The sequence below is a fragment of the Nonomuraea sp. NPDC050153 genome (assembly GCF_044460125.1).
Classification (GTDB): domain Bacteria; phylum Actinomycetota; class Actinomycetes; order Streptosporangiales; family Streptosporangiaceae; genus Nonomuraea.
The window spans coordinates 100,971-116,157 of record NZ_JBITJQ010000015.1; the positions used below are offsets into that span (position 1 = coordinate 100,971).

At 70.8% G+C, this 15,187-nt stretch carries 14 protein-coding genes; 8 read left to right on the plus strand and 6 right to left on the minus strand.

The features are described 5' to 3' along the window. Window positions 1-101 precede the first annotated feature (101 nt). The 6 genes from ACIBQ1_RS32425 to ACIBQ1_RS32450 all read left to right on the plus strand — a co-directional run bounded on the left by ACIBQ1_RS32425 (window position 102) and on the right by ACIBQ1_RS32450 (window position 8,253). The gene (locus tag ACIBQ1_RS32425; RefSeq protein WP_397283091.1) at window positions 102-2,840 is read left to right on the plus strand and encodes a SpoIIE family protein phosphatase; all 2,739 of its coding nucleotides are present in this window, start codon (window positions 102-104) and stop codon (window positions 2,838-2,840) included. Next, window positions 2,830-4,122 (plus strand): iron-containing alcohol dehydrogenase, encoded by a 1,293-nt coding sequence (locus tag ACIBQ1_RS32430; protein ID WP_397283092.1) that lies wholly within the window; start codon window positions 2,830-2,832, stop codon window positions 4,120-4,122. Before ACIBQ1_RS32425 ends, ACIBQ1_RS32430 begins: the two co-directional genes overlap by 11 nt. A gap of 31 nt (window positions 4,123-4,153) precedes the next feature. Then, complete coding sequence (locus ACIBQ1_RS32435; RefSeq protein WP_397283093.1) at window positions 4,154-5,428, plus strand: AAA family ATPase; 1,275 nt, start codon at window positions 4,154-4,156, stop codon at window positions 5,426-5,428. Window positions 5,429-5,453: 25 nt separating this feature from the next. Next, on the plus strand, window positions 5,454-6,965 hold the full coding sequence (locus ACIBQ1_RS32440; RefSeq protein WP_397283094.1) for a VWA domain-containing protein: 1,512 nt from the start codon (window positions 5,454-5,456) through the stop codon (window positions 6,963-6,965). 116 nt (window positions 6,966-7,081) lie between these two features. After that, window positions 7,082-7,315: a hypothetical protein gene (locus ACIBQ1_RS32445; RefSeq protein WP_397283095.1), complete on the plus strand. Its 234-nt coding sequence runs from the start codon at window positions 7,082-7,084 to the stop codon at window positions 7,313-7,315. Window positions 7,316-7,353: 38 nt separating this feature from the next. After that, a complete protein-coding gene (locus ACIBQ1_RS32450) occupies window positions 7,354-8,253 on the plus strand; it encodes a GNAT family N-acetyltransferase (RefSeq protein ID WP_397283096.1) in 900 nt (299 codons plus the stop codon). On the opposite strand, the gene ACIBQ1_RS32455 is transcribed toward ACIBQ1_RS32450, so the two are convergent. The 5 genes from ACIBQ1_RS32455 to ACIBQ1_RS32475 form a co-directional block, all read right to left on the minus strand. Next, complete coding sequence (locus ACIBQ1_RS32455) at window positions 8,192-9,094, minus strand: pyridoxamine 5'-phosphate oxidase family protein (RefSeq protein WP_397283097.1); 903 nt, start codon at window positions 9,092-9,094, stop codon at window positions 8,192-8,194. The two genes, ACIBQ1_RS32450 and ACIBQ1_RS32455, sit on opposite strands and share 62 nt — an antisense overlap. After that, window positions 9,094-9,537, minus strand: a complete 444-nt coding sequence (locus tag ACIBQ1_RS32460) for a VOC family protein (protein ID WP_397283098.1) — start codon at window positions 9,535-9,537, stop codon at window positions 9,094-9,096. The genes ACIBQ1_RS32455 and ACIBQ1_RS32460 overlap by 1 nt, the downstream gene beginning before the upstream one ends. Before the next feature lie 76 nt (window positions 9,538-9,613). After that, window positions 9,614-10,177, minus strand: coding sequence for a CGNR zinc finger domain-containing protein (locus ACIBQ1_RS32465; protein WP_397283099.1), 564 nt, complete (start codon window positions 10,175-10,177; stop codon window positions 9,614-9,616). Window positions 10,178-10,212: 35 nt separating this feature from the next. Continuing rightward, window positions 10,213-11,037 carry an SAM-dependent methyltransferase gene (locus ACIBQ1_RS32470; RefSeq protein ID WP_397283100.1) on the minus strand — a complete coding sequence of 275 codons (825 nt, stop codon included), beginning with the start codon at window positions 11,035-11,037 and terminating at the stop codon, window positions 10,213-10,215. A gap of 69 nt (window positions 11,038-11,106) precedes the next feature. Then, a complete protein-coding gene (locus ACIBQ1_RS32475) occupies window positions 11,107-12,054 on the minus strand; it encodes a GlxA family transcriptional regulator (RefSeq protein WP_397283101.1) in 948 nt (315 codons plus the stop codon). Window positions 12,055-12,125: 71 nt separating this feature from the next. Between ACIBQ1_RS32475 and ACIBQ1_RS32480 the strand changes: the two genes are divergently transcribed. Together ACIBQ1_RS32480 and ACIBQ1_RS32485 are read left to right on the plus strand one after the other, a co-directional pair. Further along, window positions 12,126-13,391 carry an MFS transporter gene (locus tag ACIBQ1_RS32480; protein WP_397283102.1) on the plus strand — a complete coding sequence of 422 codons (1,266 nt, stop codon included), beginning with the start codon at window positions 12,126-12,128 and terminating at the stop codon, window positions 13,389-13,391. Beyond that, entirely contained in the window at window positions 13,388-14,059 is a 672-nt protein-coding gene (locus ACIBQ1_RS32485) for a peptidyl-tRNA hydrolase (RefSeq protein ID WP_397283103.1), read from the plus strand. The genes ACIBQ1_RS32480 and ACIBQ1_RS32485 overlap by 4 nt, the downstream gene beginning before the upstream one ends. Window positions 14,060-14,085: 26 nt before the next feature. Here ACIBQ1_RS32485 and ACIBQ1_RS32490 read toward each other — a convergent pair whose 3' ends face one another. Beyond that, a complete protein-coding gene (locus tag ACIBQ1_RS32490; RefSeq protein WP_397283104.1) occupies window positions 14,086-15,054 on the minus strand; it encodes a DUF3616 domain-containing protein in 969 nt (322 codons plus the stop codon). Window positions 15,055-15,187: the final 133 nt, after the last annotated feature.

A 15,187-nucleotide genomic window follows, 5' to 3' on the forward strand; every position in this document is an offset into this window, starting at 1 on the left:
ACATAGAGCGTCTGACCAGCGCCCATGCGAGGTTCCAAGACAGGGGCGATGTCGAGGGAAGCGTCCGGGGTTCCATCCTGACGTCCTGGCAACGCTGCCGGTTGCTCGGCTTGGTCCCCGACCAATTGGAGATCCCCTACCAGGAGGATCTGGATCTGCATGGCCGCCTCATCCACGCGGCCGCCCCTGTGCTCGACAAGGTGGAGGGCGAACTCACCGGAACGCGCGTGAGCGTGATTCTCTGCGACGAGAAAGCCAGGGTCCTTCAGCGCCGGGGCGGCGACCCTGAACTGAACAGGAGCCTCGACGGCGTCTGTCTCGCGGTCGGATTCGCTTTCGCGGAGCAGATCGCCGGAACCAACGGCATCGGCACGACGCTGGCGAGCAGGAAACCCAGCTATGTCTTCGGCAGCGAGCATTTCGCTGCATGCATGCACCCGTTCGCCTGTGCCGGCGCGCCCATCCGCGATCCGTTGAGCGGGCAGGTCGAGGGCATCCTCGACCTCACCTGCCGGCGGTCCGACGCGGATCCGGCAATGCTGAAATTCGTCCGCGACGCCGCCCACGCCATCGAGCAGCGGCTGCTGGAGCAGGCCACACAGCGGGAGCGGGACCTGCTCGGGACCTTCTTGCGCACCCACCACGCCGCCTCCCTGCCCGGCGGGCCGCCGTGTGGCGAGCATGAAGGAGCGCTCCCCTCGATCAACGACGTGCTGGGCCGCGCCGACCAGGCCCTGCTGCGGGAGCGGGCGGCGGAGCTGATCTCTTCCCCGCACCGGCTCATGGCCCAGGTGGAGCTCTTCGACGGCCAGGTCGCCACCCTCATGCGCCGCTCAGTCCTCGGGCCCTCGGGGGAGGCCGGCATCGCGGTCGAGGTCAGCCTCCCGGGCGAGGCCAGAGGCGCACGCCGCATGTCGGTTACCGCCCCCACCGTGGTGCCGCCCCCCTCGGACGCTCTGGTGATCCCGACCGCTCCGAAGGACTTCAAGCCGCCGGTGCCGTCCGGCGCGGTCCCCGAGCCCCGCATGGCGCCCCCTCCCGAGCCGGTGACGGCGGTCGCTTCCATGACCAAGGAAACCACCACGGAGCCCGGCGCCAGCGAGGGATGGCTGCTCCTCGTCGGCGAACTGGGCGTGGGACAGCTCGCCCTGCGGGCACGGCAGCGCCTGGAACTCCTCTACGACGCCAGCGTCCGCATCGGGACCACCCTTGACGTGACCCATACGGCAGAAGAGCTGGCCGATGTGATCATCCCGCGGTTCGCGGACTTCGTCAGCGTCGACCTGTCGGACGCCGTTCTGTGCGGGGACGAGGCGGCCCACGACATGGGCGTGCTCCGCCGGGTGGCGTTGGGCGCCATCCTTGAGGACTCCCACCTGGCCGAGGTGGGGGAATTGGTGAAGTTCGTCCCGTCCACCCCGCAGGGCCGGTGCCTGGCCGGCAGGGAGGCCGTGCTGGAACCGGATCTGGCGGAGGCTCATGGGTGGAAGGCCATAGACCCCGTGCGCACGGAGCGGATCCTCAGATTCGGGATTCACTCGTTGATCGCGGCGCCCATGTATGCGCGCGGCGCGACCCTGGGCGTGGTCAGCTTCTACCGCTCAGAGCAGCGTGCGTTCGAAGAGGACGACCTTCGCCTCGCTGAGGAGTTGGTCGGCCGCGCGGCGCTGTCCATCGACAACGCCCGCCGCTTCACCCACGAGCACAACATGGCGCTCGCGCTGCAGCGCAGCATGCTTCCCCGGGGCCTGCCCTCGCAGAGCGCGGTCGAGGTCGCGCACCGCTACCTGCCCGCGTACGGCGGGGTGAGCGGCGACTGGTACGACGTCATCCCGCTGTCCGGCGGCCGGGTGGCGCTGGCGGTCGGCGACGTCGTCGGGCACGGCCTGCACGCGGCCGCCACGATGGGCCGCCTGCGTACCGCCATGCAGAACTTCGCCGTCCTCGACCTGCCCGCGGAGGATCTGCTCGCATGCCTCGACGAGCTTGTCGACCGGCTCGACTCCGACCAGAGCGACGGCGCCGGGATCATGGGCGCCACCTGCCTGTACGCGGTGTACGACCCGGTCTCCAGGAACTGCACCCTGGCCCGTGCCGGGCACCCGCTGCCCGCGCTCGTTCTTCCGGATGGAACCGTCGAATTCCCGGACGTGCCGGCAGGGCCGCCGCTGGGCCTGGGAGGTCTGCCCTTCGAGACGATCGACCTGGAGATCCCCGAGGGCAGCGAGCTTGTTCTCTACACGGACGGTCTCATCGAGGAGCGCAGCCGCGACATCGACGTGGGCCTCGCGCTGCTGCGGCGCGCCCTGACGCACCCCAGCCGCCCGCCCGAGGAGACGTGCAAGGCGGTCGTCGAAGCCCTGCTGCCCGGCCGCCCCAGGGACGATGTAGCCCTGCTCGTCGCCCGCATGCACGCGCTGGATGCCGACCAGGTGGCCAGTTGGAAGCTGTCCGCCGACCCGGCGAACGTTTCCAAGGTGCGCGGCGCGGTGACGGAGCAGCTGGACCGCTGGGGCTTGGAGGAGCTGGAGTTCACCACCGAGCTGATGGTCAGCGAGCTGGTCACCAACGCGATCCGCTACGCGAGGGAGCCCATCGAGGTGCGCCTGCTCCGCGACTGCACTCTCATCTGCGAGGTGTCCGACGGCAGCAGTACCTCGCCTCGGATGCGCCGCGCCACCAGCAACGACGAGGGCGGGCGCGGGCTGTTCCTGGTCGCTCAGCTCGCCTCGCGCTGGGGCACCCGGTACACGGCGAACGGGAAGGTCATCTGGACCGAACAGAACCTGCCAAGTCCCATTCTTCGCCACACGGAGAGGACTAGTGATCATGCAGCTTGAAGCACTCTACAGACCGTCCCCGGTCAAGGAGTTCACGCCGCTGCCCCGGGCGCTGCTGGGGCCTGGAACGCACGAACTCGTCGGCCCGGAGGCCAGGAGATTGGGCTTCCACCGGACGCTGGTCGTCACCTCGGGCCTGCGGGGTACGGATATCGTGCAGCGGATCGTCGATCAGGGCAAGTTCCACGGTGTGGACTTCGTCGTCTACGACAAGGTCGAATCCAATCCCAAGGACTACAACTGCATGGACGCCGCGGAGGCGTTCCGGGAGAACAAGTGCGACTCCTTCGTCTCCATCGGCGGCGGTTCCTCGCACGATGCCTGCAAGGGAGCCCGGATATCCCTCGCGCACGACGGCCGCAGCATCAACGAGTTCGAGGGCTATCACAAGACGGAGAATCCTGACAATCCGCCGCACATCGCGGTGAACACCACCGCCGGCACGGGCTCTGAGACCACGTCGCTGTTCGTCATCACCGACACCACGACCGACCCGGACAACCCGCACAAATACGCGGCCTTCGATCGCTCGGCGCGCGTGACGCTGGCCATCGACGACCCGGTGCTCTTCTACGAGTGCCCGATCGACTTCACCGCGCAGTGCGGAATCGACGTGCTCACGCATGCCTCGGAAGCCTACGTGTCACGGCTGGACTTCACGCCCGCGCTCGGCCAGGCCCTGCAGGCCGTCGAGATCGCCGCTCAGTACCTGCGCACCGCCACCTGGGACGGCCGCAATCTGGCCGCTCGTGAGGCCATGATGTACGGCGAGTACATGGCGGCTCAGGCGTTCAACTCCGGCGGGCTGGGGCTCGCCCACTCGATCTCGCACGCGTTCAGCGCCTTCTACGACCTGCATCACGGGCTCAACAACGCCGTGCTGTTGCCCCGGGTCTGGGCCTTCAACCTGCCGGTCGCCTACCGGCGCTTCGCCGACATCGCCCGCGCGATGGGCGTGGACACCGTCGGCATGAGCACGGTGCACGCGGCCGACGCGGCGGTCGAGGAGCTCATCCGCCTGGTGCGCGACCTCGGAATGCCGGAGAAGCTCACCGACGTGAAGCAGGACACGTACTCCAAGAACCGGCTCGGGCAGGGCCCTACCGAGTTCTACCAGCGGTCGAGAGAGATCGTCGGGGACGACGCCGACGTCGACCGGATCACCCGGCACACTCTCGGCGACTCCTGTGTCCCGACCAACCCCAAGGAGCCCACCTACGACACAGTCCGTCCGCTCGTCGAGCACTGCATGAACGGCGACCTGGACGATCTGCTCACCTGAGGTGGCAGCCCTTCATGCGAACGGAGAAAACGTGACCGGCATCCCGCACCCCGACGGCACGCCCGTACCCGATGCGTTCGAGTCGGTCACGGATGTGGTCGAGAAGTTCGCCGCGCACGGATACATCGCCGACCGGCGCCTGGCCACCTCCGTGTACCTGCAGTTCCGCCTGGGCAAGCCGGTCCTGCTGGAAGGCCCGGCCGGGGTCGGTAAGACGGAACTGGCGAAGGTCCTGGCCGCGGCCACGGGACGCCGGCTACTACGCCTGCAATGCTATGAAGGGCAGGACGAGTCGAGGGCCCTGTACGAGTGGGACTACGGAAAGCAACTCCTGTACACGCAGCTGCTGCGGGAGAAGATCAGCGAGATCGTCGCGGACGCGCCGGACCTCGCCACCGCCGTGGAACGCATCGGCGATCAGGACAGCGTCTTCTTCTCCGACCGCTTCCTGTCCCCACGGCCGGTCCTCGAGGCCATCCGCAGCCCCGAGCCGACGGTCCTGCTCATCGACGAGATCGACCGCGCCGACGAAGCACTGGAGGCCGTGCTGCTGGAGTGCCTGGACGAGTACCAGGTCTCGGTGCCCGAGATCGGGACCTACATCGCCCCGGCCCCGCCATGCGTTGTACTGACCTCGAACAACACCAGGGACCTGTCGGCCGCCCTCAAACGGCGCTGTCTGCACGTGTTCCTGGACTATCCGGACGCCGAGCGCGAGCTGGAGATCGTCCGTTCCAAGCACACCGGGCTGCCCGATGCGCTGGCCGTGCAACTGGTCGGTGTGGTGCGCGAACTGCGCGGTCTGCGGCTGCGGAAGAGCCCCGGCATCTCGGAGACGGTTGACTGGGCCCGCGCCCTGGCCGTGCTGGGGGCCGAGGAACTGGACGCGCAACTGCTCATGGAAACCGTCAACGTGGTGCTGAAATACGAACGCGACCTGAACCGGGCGCTCGACGTCCTGCCCCGCCTCGTCTCCGGGCGTCAGGGCGGGCCCGCCTCGCCGGCTCACACGGGTCATGGCCTTGGCCAGGCTCAGCGACCCGTCCCGGGCGACGGCGATGGCCCGTTCGATCACGCGTCACTCGGAGACGAGCCGGACGGCCGCGCCGTCCGGGCCGCGATGGACCAACTCGGCCGACACGAGATCGGCTACCGGCTGCCGTCGAGCCTCGGCGCGAGCGAGTCCCCCGGCAGCGGCACAGCGGGGCACCACGGCCATGAGCACCACGACGACGGGCACACCGGCAACGGCACGGGCCAGGGACAGCGCGCATTCTCCGCGGCCTTGCGACGCCGGGCGCGCTGAGAGTGCGCGAGCACAGGAGCCCGCCATGGAAGCAAGCATCCACCGTTTCGTCCGGTTGCTGCGCCTGTCGGGCGTGCGAGTCTCGGTCTCCGAGACGATCGACGCGACGAGGGCCGCGGCGCAGCCGGGCATCCTGGGCGACCGCGAGACGCTGCGTGAGGCCCTGCGACTGACCCTGATCAAGGACCGGCGCGACGACGCGGTCTTCGACGAGGTGTTCGCCGCCCTCTTCGCTCTCACACCGCCGAACCCCGCCGAGAACCGGCCCGGTCACCGCCACGGCCACGACGACCTCTCCGACACTGCCGCGGCCACGTCGTTCACCATTTCCGAGGAACCCTCGCAAATCCCGCGGCCTGGTCACCACCACGGTCCGCCCCACGACCTCCGCGACTACTTCGACCCGCAGGATCTCGCCCAGCGGTACAACCCCCACCAGGAGGCGAACAAGATCGACCGCTCCGCGCTGACCCAGGAGATCGTCCTCTCCCGGGACAGGCGGCGGTCCTGCGCCGATGCCGCCGCCGTCGCGAGCCTGGAGCTGGCGGCGGAAAGGTTGCACAATGCCGGCACACCCGGCCGATTGTCCTGCGGCAACGCCCTGCGCGCGGGCACCGAGATGACCGTCGCAGGACATCCGGACAGCCGATCCGCGGACGAGCAGGACGGCCAGGAGCTCGCCATCCCGAACGGCCGGGCACAGGTGGCCGACGGTCTCGCCGAACTGCTGGTACGCCATCTCGCCACATTGGCCGAGCTCACCGCCGCCGTCGAGTCGGGAGCCGTCGAGCGGGCGCGTACGGAGGCGGTGGACGAGCAGAGCCGCCGGGAGCTGGAAACGTCGCTGCGCCGGTTGGCCCGCACGCTGTCCGGGGCACTGACCGCCACCCGGCGCGACAACCCGCGCGGGCGGGCGCACGCGGCACGTACCATGCGGCAGAACATGCGCTACGACGGAATCCCCTTCCGGCCGGTGACCACGACCCGCGTCGAGAACGCCCCCCGGCTCGTCGTCCTCGCCGACGTCTCGCTCTCGGTACGGGCCACCGCCCGCTTCACCCTGTACTTGGTGCACGGTCTCCAGTCGCTGTTCGGACAGGTCCGCTCGTTCGCTTTCGTCGACGAACCCCAGGAGATCACCGAACTGTTCGCAGGACACCCGCTGGAGCAGGTGTCCAACCTGGTGTTCGGCGCGGCGGGCGGACTGCTCAACGTTGACGCCGACTCGGACTACGGCCGTACCTTCGAACTGATGCTCGCGGAGCACCGCTCGGCGCTGACCAGGAAGACGACCCTGCTGATGCTCGGAGACGGCCGGGGGAACGGCCACGATCCGAACCTGGACGCTTTCGAGGAGCTCGCCAGGCGAGCGCGGCAGACCATCTGGCTCACCCCCGAACCCCGGTATTCCTGGCGGCTGGGCAGATGTGACCTGCCCGGATACGCCGAGCACTGCGATCAGGTCCACGTGGTGCCCGACCTCGCGAGGCTCGAAAACGTCGCCCACCAGATGGCACAGTGGGCCACGGGCAGATGAACCGGCGGGCCCGGATCAGGCGTGATCGTGTCCGCGTCGCTCGTACGCCTCGCAACGCCGCGCCTCGGGGGATCGGGTGCTGGAGATATCGAATGCGTGTTCGTATAATGATCGGTATGGATATCGACACGCAGGACCTGCCCGAGCTCTGGCGGCCGCCGGTCGTGGAGCATGCCACGACGGCCCGCTACCTGCTGGCCTGGGGCGACGATGCCGAAGGGGTGCGATGGGGATTCCTGCTCTGGCCGCCGCGGGCGAGCGAGGGCGCGCGATGGGTGCACTGGGAGGAGATTCGCCCGGTCACGGGGGAGGACTACAGCGCGGTGCCGATCGCGGGTCCGTGGATGTGACCGTGCGGAGGGCGGAATCTCTGACTAAAGTCAGAGATATGGACGGTGCGGCGATCGGGCAGGTGCGGCGGTTCCAGCGGACGGTGACGCAGCGGATCGGGGCGCTCAACGACAGGTTCCTGGCCCGGGATCGGGCGCTCGGGCAGTCGCGGGTGCTCTGGGAGATCGGCGCGGAGGGCAGCGAGGTGCGTGCCCTGCGGACGCGGCTCGACCTCGACTCCGGCTACCTGAGCAGGCTGCTGCGGTCGCTGGAGGCCGACGGGCTGGTGGTCGTCGACGGCGGCGGCTCCGACGGCCGGGTCCGCACGGCGCGGCTCACGCGGGCGGGGCTCGACGAGCGGGAGGAGCTGGATCGCCGGTCCGACGAGGCGGCGGCGGCGATCCTCGAGCCGCTCTCCGGCACCCAGCGCGACCGCCTCGTGGCCGCGATGTCCGAGGTCGAGCGGCTGCTTCTCGCCTCCATGGTCAGGGTCGACGTCCTCGATCCACGTCATCCCGGCGCCCGCCACTGCCTCCAGGCCTACGCCGACGAGCTGGCCCGCCGGTTCGAGGGCGGCTTCGACCCGGCGCGCAGCATCTCCGCCACCGACGCCGAGCTGCGGCCCCCGGCCGGGCTGCTGCTGGTCGCCGAGCTGCACGCCGAGCCGGTGGGGTGCGTGGCGGTCAAGCTCCACCGTGCGGCCGGGTCCGCCGAGATCAAGCGGATGTGGGTGGACCCGGCCGTGCGCGGGCTGGGGCTTGGGCGGCGGCTGCTCGCCGAGGCGGAGGGCAAGGCGGCCGCCCACGGCATCCGCACGCTGCGGCTGGAGACCAACCGGGCGCTCGCGGAGGCCGTCGCCCTCTACCGGGCCTGCGGCTATCGGGAGGTGGCGGCGTTCAGCGAGGAGCCGTACGCGCATCACTGGTTCGAGAAGCGCCTGCCTGGACCGGCGGATTGAAGCGGTGATATCCGGGGGCGGTCCAGCCGGGCGACACGGTGCCGCCCAGATGCGCATACTCGTCCAGCTCGAAGCGCACCACCCGCTGGTCGCCCCACTCCACCCGGGCCCGGCCCGTGAGCTGCAGCGTCTCCCCGCGCTCCCAGTCCACGAACAGCAGCCCGGCCGCCGGGTCCAGCTCCAGGTTGCCCAGCGTCATGTACATCGAGTTGCCCTGGTAGTCCGCGAACTCCAGCGAGCGTGCCCCCGTCACCCGGACGAATCCGGGGTTGCCGCCCCGGTGCGACACGTCCGCCCCGAGCCCTTCGGCGCGGGTGGCGATGAAGAACGTGTCCGCCTCCGCGATCCACGCACGGTGCCGGTCCGGCAGCGAGGTCCCGCGCCCCAGCCCCGCGGGCCTGCCCGGGGTGGAGGTGGGGGAGCGGGTCTGGATGTACTTGGGGCAGTTGGAGTAGACCTGCTCCGTCCAGACCACCAGGGCGTCGCCGGCCCGCACGGCGGTGCCGTTCACGCGCATCCGGCGCCGCGTGTGCGGCTCGACGGCGATCAGGCCGATGTCCCGTTCCCGCTCGAACAGCCCGTGCAGGGGGTCGTCGGCGCCGGGCAGGGCGTGCAGCACGATCGTGCGGTCGTCCGTCGCGGCGGCGAAGCCCGCGGGGCCCGTGAGCACGCCGGCCCAGACGCGCCCGCCGTCGTCGGCCGCGCCCAGGACGATCATGTGCTGGTTCCGCAGGAACTCGGCCGCCGCCTCCGGGATCTCCGGACGCGTCCGCGAGCTGCCGTGGTCCTCCAGCCGGACCCCCGCCCGGCGCTGCACGGCGACCTCGCCCGGATGCCTCATTAGAAGAACCCGCAGGTCGGCGCGTCGGAGCTGGGCGCGGGCCGGTCGCCGGCACCGGTCGGGGCGAAGATCTCCAGCCGGATGCCGTCGGGGTCGGCGAAGAACACGCCGCCCGACGAGGCGCCCTCGCGGTGCGGCACGACGCCGTCGTGGTAGAGAGTCGCGCCGATCTCCCTGATCACCGTCTCCGCCCGGCGCACCGCGTCGAGGTCCGCCACCTGGAACGACAGGTGGTGCAGCCCCGGACGGGCGGACTCGAAGCGGCCCGTGCTCTGCTGCCAGAGGGTCAGCATCAGCGTGCCGTCCTGGGCCAGGAACGCGTACCGGCGACCGTCCTCCTGCGACTCGCCCGCCACCGTGAAGCCGAAGACGCGCGTGTAGAACTCTTTGGACTTGTCGAGATCGGTGACGTTGAGCCCGACATGTCCGGTCTGGAAGGACATTCCACTCTCCTCTAACGCATGCAATACCCGGTTGCCGTTAGAAAGAGGATATAACGGGAACCGGGTATTGCAAACGTTAGATTTTCTTGTGCTCCCTGTAGTGCCTGGCGGCCCGGGCGCGGTTGCCGCAGCCCGTCGAGCACCACTCCTGGCGCGGGTGCTCCTTGACGAAATAGAGCACGCAGCGCGGGGCCTGGCAGGTGCGCACCAGGGCGCGGTCCGGCCCCGCGAGGAACTCGACGGCCGCCGTGGCGAGCCTGGCGAGCAGCCGCGCGCCGGGGCCGGCGTCCGTCGCGGGCGCGGTGGCGAGGAGGGGCTCGCCGTTCCAGCGCAGTTGGGGCGCGGTGGGGGCGGCCAGGGCGGTGGCGTTGACCAGGGCCAGCGACTCTTCGAATCCGGGCAGGCTCGCCGCGTCCGCCCGGCTCGGCGGGCCCGGCGCCACGGCCTTGGCGAGCAGCGCGCGTACGGCCTGGCGCAGGCGTACCGTCTCCTGGCGCAGCTCCTCCGTGACGGTGAGGTCGCCGAGGTCGGGCGCGTGCGCCCGCACCCAGGCCGTCATGCCGTCGAGGTCGGACAGCTGGTCGGTCAATCCGGACCGCTCGGCCCTGATCGTGCTGACGAATTCGAGGGTCAGGGACATGTCCCCAATCTAACGCCCTCGGAGCCCGTCATCCGTTAGGCGCGGCCCACCCCGGCCAGGATGCCGCCCTTGGAGAGGTCGTACGAGCCGCCGGGGACGCCGTCGGGCGTCCAGTCGGCCACCGGCACGACGCCGGGGCCGAGCAGGCGCAGGCCGTCGAAGTAGGAGGCGATCTCGTCGTAGCCGCGCCGCGCCAGGCCGCCCGAGGTCGTGCCGGAGTAGACCTGCTGGCCGGCGGTGGCGACGTCGTCCATGTCGTGGCCCGCGTACAGGAGGTGCGACAGCACCATGTGGCCCCCGGGCCGCAGGCGCCGGCGGATGCGCGTGACGATCTGGTCGGCCTCGGCGTTGTCGGGGACGAAGTGCAGCACCGCCACCAGCAGGACCGCGTACGGCTGGGAGAGGTCGAGGTGCTCCGCGACGCGCGGGTCGTCCAGGATGGCGTCGGGATCCTTGAGGTCGCCCTCGATCGCCAGGACGTCCCTGTCCCTGGCCAGCAGCGCGCGGGCGTGGACCAGCACGATGGGGTCGTTGTCCACGTAGACGACGCGGGAGCCCGGGGCGTACCGGTGCGCCACCTGGTGCACGTTGTCCTGGGTGGGCAGGCCCGCGCCGATGTCGATGAACTGGCGCACCCCGGCCTCGGCGAGCATGCGTACGGCGCGGCCGATGAAGCCGCGGTTGGCCAGGGCGATCTCACGGGCGTCGTTGCCCATCCGCCGGCCGATCTCGATCATCTGCTCGGCCGCGTCGCGGTCGGCGGCGAAGTTGTCCCGGCCGCCGAGGTAGTAGTCGTACATGCGGGCGACGCTGGGCACGTTCGGGTTGATCCCGGCGGGTACGCGGTCCGCCTCGGCCATGTGACGACCCTTCCTAGTCGATCTTCCTGGGGCCGATTGTAGGGTGAATGCGGCTTTTGTCGTGGGAAATCAGAGTCGCCGGAACGTATGCCGGTACGCCAGGGGCGAAACCCCGACGGCCGCGTGCAGATGCTGGCGCAGCGAGACCGCCGTGCCGAACCCCGCCTTCCTGGCCACCTCCTCCACGCCCAGGTCGGTGGTCTCCAGCAGTTGCCTGGCGTGCTGGACCCGCTGGCCGTTCAGCCACCTGGCCGGGCTCACGCCGGTCTCGTCGCGGAAGCGCCTGGTGAACGTGCGCACGCTCATCCTGGCGTGCTCGGCCAGCGCGGTCAGGTCGAGCGGGCGGTCCAGGTGGGCCAGCATCCAGTCGCGCGTGGCCGCCGTGCCGCCGCCCGCCTCCGGCAGGTGCCGGTCGATGTACTGGGCCTGGCCGCCGTCCCGCCAGGGCGGCATGACGCAGCGGCGGGCCGCGCGGTTGGCCACCTCGCTGCCGTGGTCGTTCCTGATCACGTGGAAGCACAGGTCGAGCCCGGCCGCCACGCCCGCCGAGGTCAGCACGTCGCCGTCGTCCACGTACAGCACGTCGGGGTCCAGCTTCACCTGCGGGAAGAGCCGCGCGAACCGGTCGGCGTTGCGCCAGTGGGTGGTGGCCGGGCGCCCGTCGAGCAGGCCCGCCGCGGCCAGCACGAACGCCCCCGTGCAGATCGACAGGATCCGCGGCCGTCCCCGGAGCGCCTTGGCCAGCGTCTCCGAGATCGTGCCGTCCAGCAGCGCCCGGCCCGCGTGGATGCCGGGCACCACGACCGTGTCGGCGGTGTCGAGCACGTCGAGGTCGTGGTCGGGCTGCACGCTGTAGCCCGCCGAGCAGCGGACCGGCATGCGGCCCTCCGAGCAGGTCACCACCTCGTACAACTTCTCGCCGTCCGCCGTCTCCGCCGTCCCGAACACCTGGCCGGGCACGCCGAGGTCGATGGTGGCGAAATGGTTGAGCACGACGACCGCCACGCGATGTGTCATGGCCGGATTCTTTCACATATTGACCATCCGGCCACTCGTGACCTTGTAATGGGATAAAGCAGGATTGGCGCATGACGTTGAGCACCACCGCCCCCACGCGCCGCCGTGTGCACCGGGCCTGGTTCGTGGCGGCCGTCGCCTTCGTGGCGATCCTGGGCGCTGCCGGGTTCCGGGCCACTCCCGGCGTGCTGATCACCCCTCTGCACGAGGAGTTCGGCTGGTCGGCCGGCACGATCTCCCTGGCCGTCTCCGTCAACCTGGTGCTCTACGGCCTGACCGCCCCCTTCGCCGCCGCCCTGATGGACCGCTTCGGCATGCGCCGCGTGGTCTCCCTCGCGCTGCTGCTGATCGCCGCGGGCAGCGGGTCGACCGTGCTGATGACCGCGAGCTGGCAGCTCCTGCTGTTCTGGGGCGTGCTCGTGGGGCTCGGGACGGGCTCGATGGCGCTGGTGTTCGCCGCGACCGTGGTGGACCGCTGGTTCGTCCGGCACCGCGGGCTGGTCACGGGCGTGCTCACCGCGGCGGGCGCCACCGGGCAGCTGATCTTCCTGCCCGTGCTCGCCCAGCTCGCCGAGGGACCGGGGTGGCGCTTCGCCTCCCTGACCGTGGCCGGGGCGGCGCTGGCGGTGGCGCCGTTCGTGTGGTGGCTGCTGCGCGACCACCCCGCCGACGTGGGAACGACTGCCCTCGGCGCGGAGCCGGGCGCGGTCCGCGCCGCGCCGAGCAAGGTGAACGCGGCGGTCAGGGCGGTCACCGTGCTCGCCTCGGCGGCCAGGACTAGGCCGTTCTGGCTGCTCGCCGGCGGTTTCGCCATCTGCGGCGCCAGCACGAACGGCCTGGTCGGCACCCACTTCATCCCCGCCGCGCACGACCACGGCATGGCCGAGCCCGTGGCGGCCGGCCTGCTGGCGGTCATCGGGATCTTCGACATCGCGGGCACGGTCGCGTCCGGCTGGCTCAGCGACCGGATCGACCCCAAGGTGCTGCTCGGCGTCTACTACGCGCTGCGCGGGCTCTCCCTGATGGTGCTGCCGAGCCTGTTCGCGGCCACGACCGAGCCCAGCATGCTGATCTTCATCGTGTTCTACGGGCTCGACTGGGTGGCGACCGTGCCGCCCACGGTGGCGCTGTGCCGGCGGATCTACGGGGCCGACGGCGCCGTGGTGTTCGGGTGGGTGTTCGGCTCGCACCAGGTGGGCGCCGCGTTCGCCGCGGTCGGCGCCGGGCTCACCCGCGACCACCTGGGGACTTACGACCTCGCCTGGTACGGCGCCGGCGCTCTGTGCCTCCTGGCGGCGGGCATGTCCCTGGCGATCAGGCATTCTAGAGAGCGATGAATTCTGAGCTGTATGTCCTGCCGCTGGTCGTCAGGATCGAGCGGGCCACTCCCCCCGAACGCACCGACGCCCTGGAAGCGGCCGCGACGGCCGTGCTGAGCCTGCTGGACGACCCCGGCGAGTGGGCCGCCGAGCTGCACTCCTGGCAGTCCACCGGCAAGATCCGCAAAGTGGTCCGCCGGGCCAGGGGCGCCGAGTGGCGGCGGGCGGTCGTGCTGCCGGGCCGCACCGTCGAGCACCGCACGGCCGAGGTGCGCGTACATCCGCCGGTGCCGCTCGACGGCTGGCCGCGTGACCTCGCGCGGCTGCAGGTGGGCGGCACCGAGCTGAGCGACACCGCCGATCCGCCGCCCGCCGAGCCACCGGTCCTGTGGGCCAACCCGGGGCTGGCCATGTCCGCGGGCAAGGCCATGGCGCAGGCCGGGCACGCCGCCCAGCTCGCCTGGTGGGCCAGCGACGCGGCCGAGCGGGAGGCCTGGCGCGCCCGCGGCCTCGCGGTGTCCGTGCGTACTGCGGCCTCCCAGGGTGACTTTGACGCCATGGCCGCGACCGGGCTGCCCGTGGTGCGCGACGCCGGGTTCACGGAGATCGAGCCGGGCTCATGCACGTTCGTGGCCGACGCGCCCTGGTTGTGCCGCGAACCGCGTTCAGCGGTTCGCGGTGGGTAGCGGAGCGTGCGCCTGCGGACGCGCCGCTAGATCGTGAAGACGTCCGCCAGCACGCCGCCCGCCGAGGTGATCCGCGCGGGCGACGGGCTGTCGTAGACGACCATGAGCCTGCCGTCGCCCAGCAACGCCAGCCCTTCGGGGTGGTCGCACCGCACGCCGTAGGGCAGCTCGATCACCGTCTCCAGCTCGTCCTGCGGGACGACCCCGCGCCTGGCGCCGGGCCGCCAGCGCACGACCCGTACGGGACCGTCGAGATCCATGGTCGGGCCGGCCAGGATCAGCAGCGAGTCGCCGTCCGGGCAGAGGTCCCGCACGCCCAGCCCGCCCAGGTCCAGGAAGTGCTTCCTGTACGGCTCCCGCAGCCGCAGCCGTGACCTGCCCGCGTCCTCCAGTCGCAGCTCCAGCAGCACCGCCCAGCCCCGCAGCACGGGGCCGCGCAGCCCGATGTAGATCTGCTCGGGCAGGACGGCGATGCCCTCGATGTCGAGCCCGTTGTCCTTGCCCGGCAGCTCCAGGAACGGCGCCAGATGCCGGTCGTCGCGCAGGTGCGCGGTCAGGTTGTCCTTGCCGGCGAGGATCGTTCCGGGTCCGGGGGTCTCGTCGTGGAGCGGCAGCCGGGTCAGGATGAACCGGTTCTCCTCCCGGACCACCGTGGCCAGCCGCTCGGCGGCCTTCTCCGGGTCCTTCGACTTGATCTTCTTGCGCTTGAGGCTGTGCGAGCCGACCAGCCAGAGGTAGCCGTTCGCGCGGGCCAGGCCCTCGATGTCGGCCTCGTCCTCGGGGCCCGCGGGCAGCTCGACGTAGTCGGCCAGCGTGAACGTGCGCTGGCCGCCGAAATGGTCGCCCATCCACGTCAGGTGTTCGAAGGTCGCGGTCTCGTCGCCGGCCACCCAGAGGCCCGCGGAGCCCTGGCGGATCGCTGAGAGGTTCGTGTGCGTTTGGGACGCTTGCGAGGCGTGGTCGAATCGCAGCTCAACCTGTTCCACGTTGCCCATGATTGCACTTCGGTAGCTTCCAAGGCGCAATGGCCGGATATGTCGTACGCTCCGCTCGTGCTCGATGGGGAAGAAGAGATCAAGGGTTCCCAAGTGAGGACCGCGGCGAGGCCCGGAGTCCCTCCTTCTCCGC

Bases quoted from the DNA above. Each gene is read 5' to 3' on its own strand.
- ACIBQ1_RS32470 (WP_397283100.1), bottom strand. From the start codon at position 11,037: ATGGCCGAGGCGGACCGCGTACCCGCCGGGATCAACCCGAACGTGCCC.
- ACIBQ1_RS32445 (WP_397283095.1), top strand. From the start codon at position 7,082: ATGGATATCGACACGCAGGACCTGCCCGAGCTCTGGCGGCCGCCGGTC.
- ACIBQ1_RS32490 (WP_397283104.1), bottom strand. From the start codon at position 15,054: ATGGGCAACGTGGAACAGGTTGAGCTGCGATTCGACCACGCCTCGCAA.
- ACIBQ1_RS32475 (WP_397283101.1), bottom strand. From the start codon at position 12,054: ATGACACATCGCGTGGCGGTCGTCGTGCTCAACCATTTCGCCACCATC.
- ACIBQ1_RS32440 (WP_397283094.1), top strand. From the start codon at position 5,454: ATGGAAGCAAGCATCCACCGTTTCGTCCGGTTGCTGCGCCTGTCGGGC.
- ACIBQ1_RS32450 (WP_397283096.1), top strand. From the start codon at position 7,354: ATGGACGGTGCGGCGATCGGGCAGGTGCGGCGGTTCCAGCGGACGGTG.
- ACIBQ1_RS32455 (WP_397283097.1), bottom strand. From the start codon at position 9,094: ATGAGGCATCCGGGCGAGGTCGCCGTGCAGCGCCGGGCGGGGGTCCGG.
- ACIBQ1_RS32480 (WP_397283102.1), top strand. From the start codon at position 12,126: ATGACGTTGAGCACCACCGCCCCCACGCGCCGCCGTGTGCACCGGGCC.
- ACIBQ1_RS32460 (WP_397283098.1), bottom strand. From the start codon at position 9,537: ATGTCCTTCCAGACCGGACATGTCGGGCTCAACGTCACCGATCTCGAC.
- ACIBQ1_RS32485 (WP_397283103.1), top strand. From the start codon at position 13,388: ATGAATTCTGAGCTGTATGTCCTGCCGCTGGTCGTCAGGATCGAGCGG.
- ACIBQ1_RS32430 (WP_397283092.1), top strand. From the start codon at position 2,830: ATGCAGCTTGAAGCACTCTACAGACCGTCCCCGGTCAAGGAGTTCACG.
- ACIBQ1_RS32465 (WP_397283099.1), bottom strand. From the start codon at position 10,177: ATGTCCCTGACCCTCGAATTCGTCAGCACGATCAGGGCCGAGCGGTCC.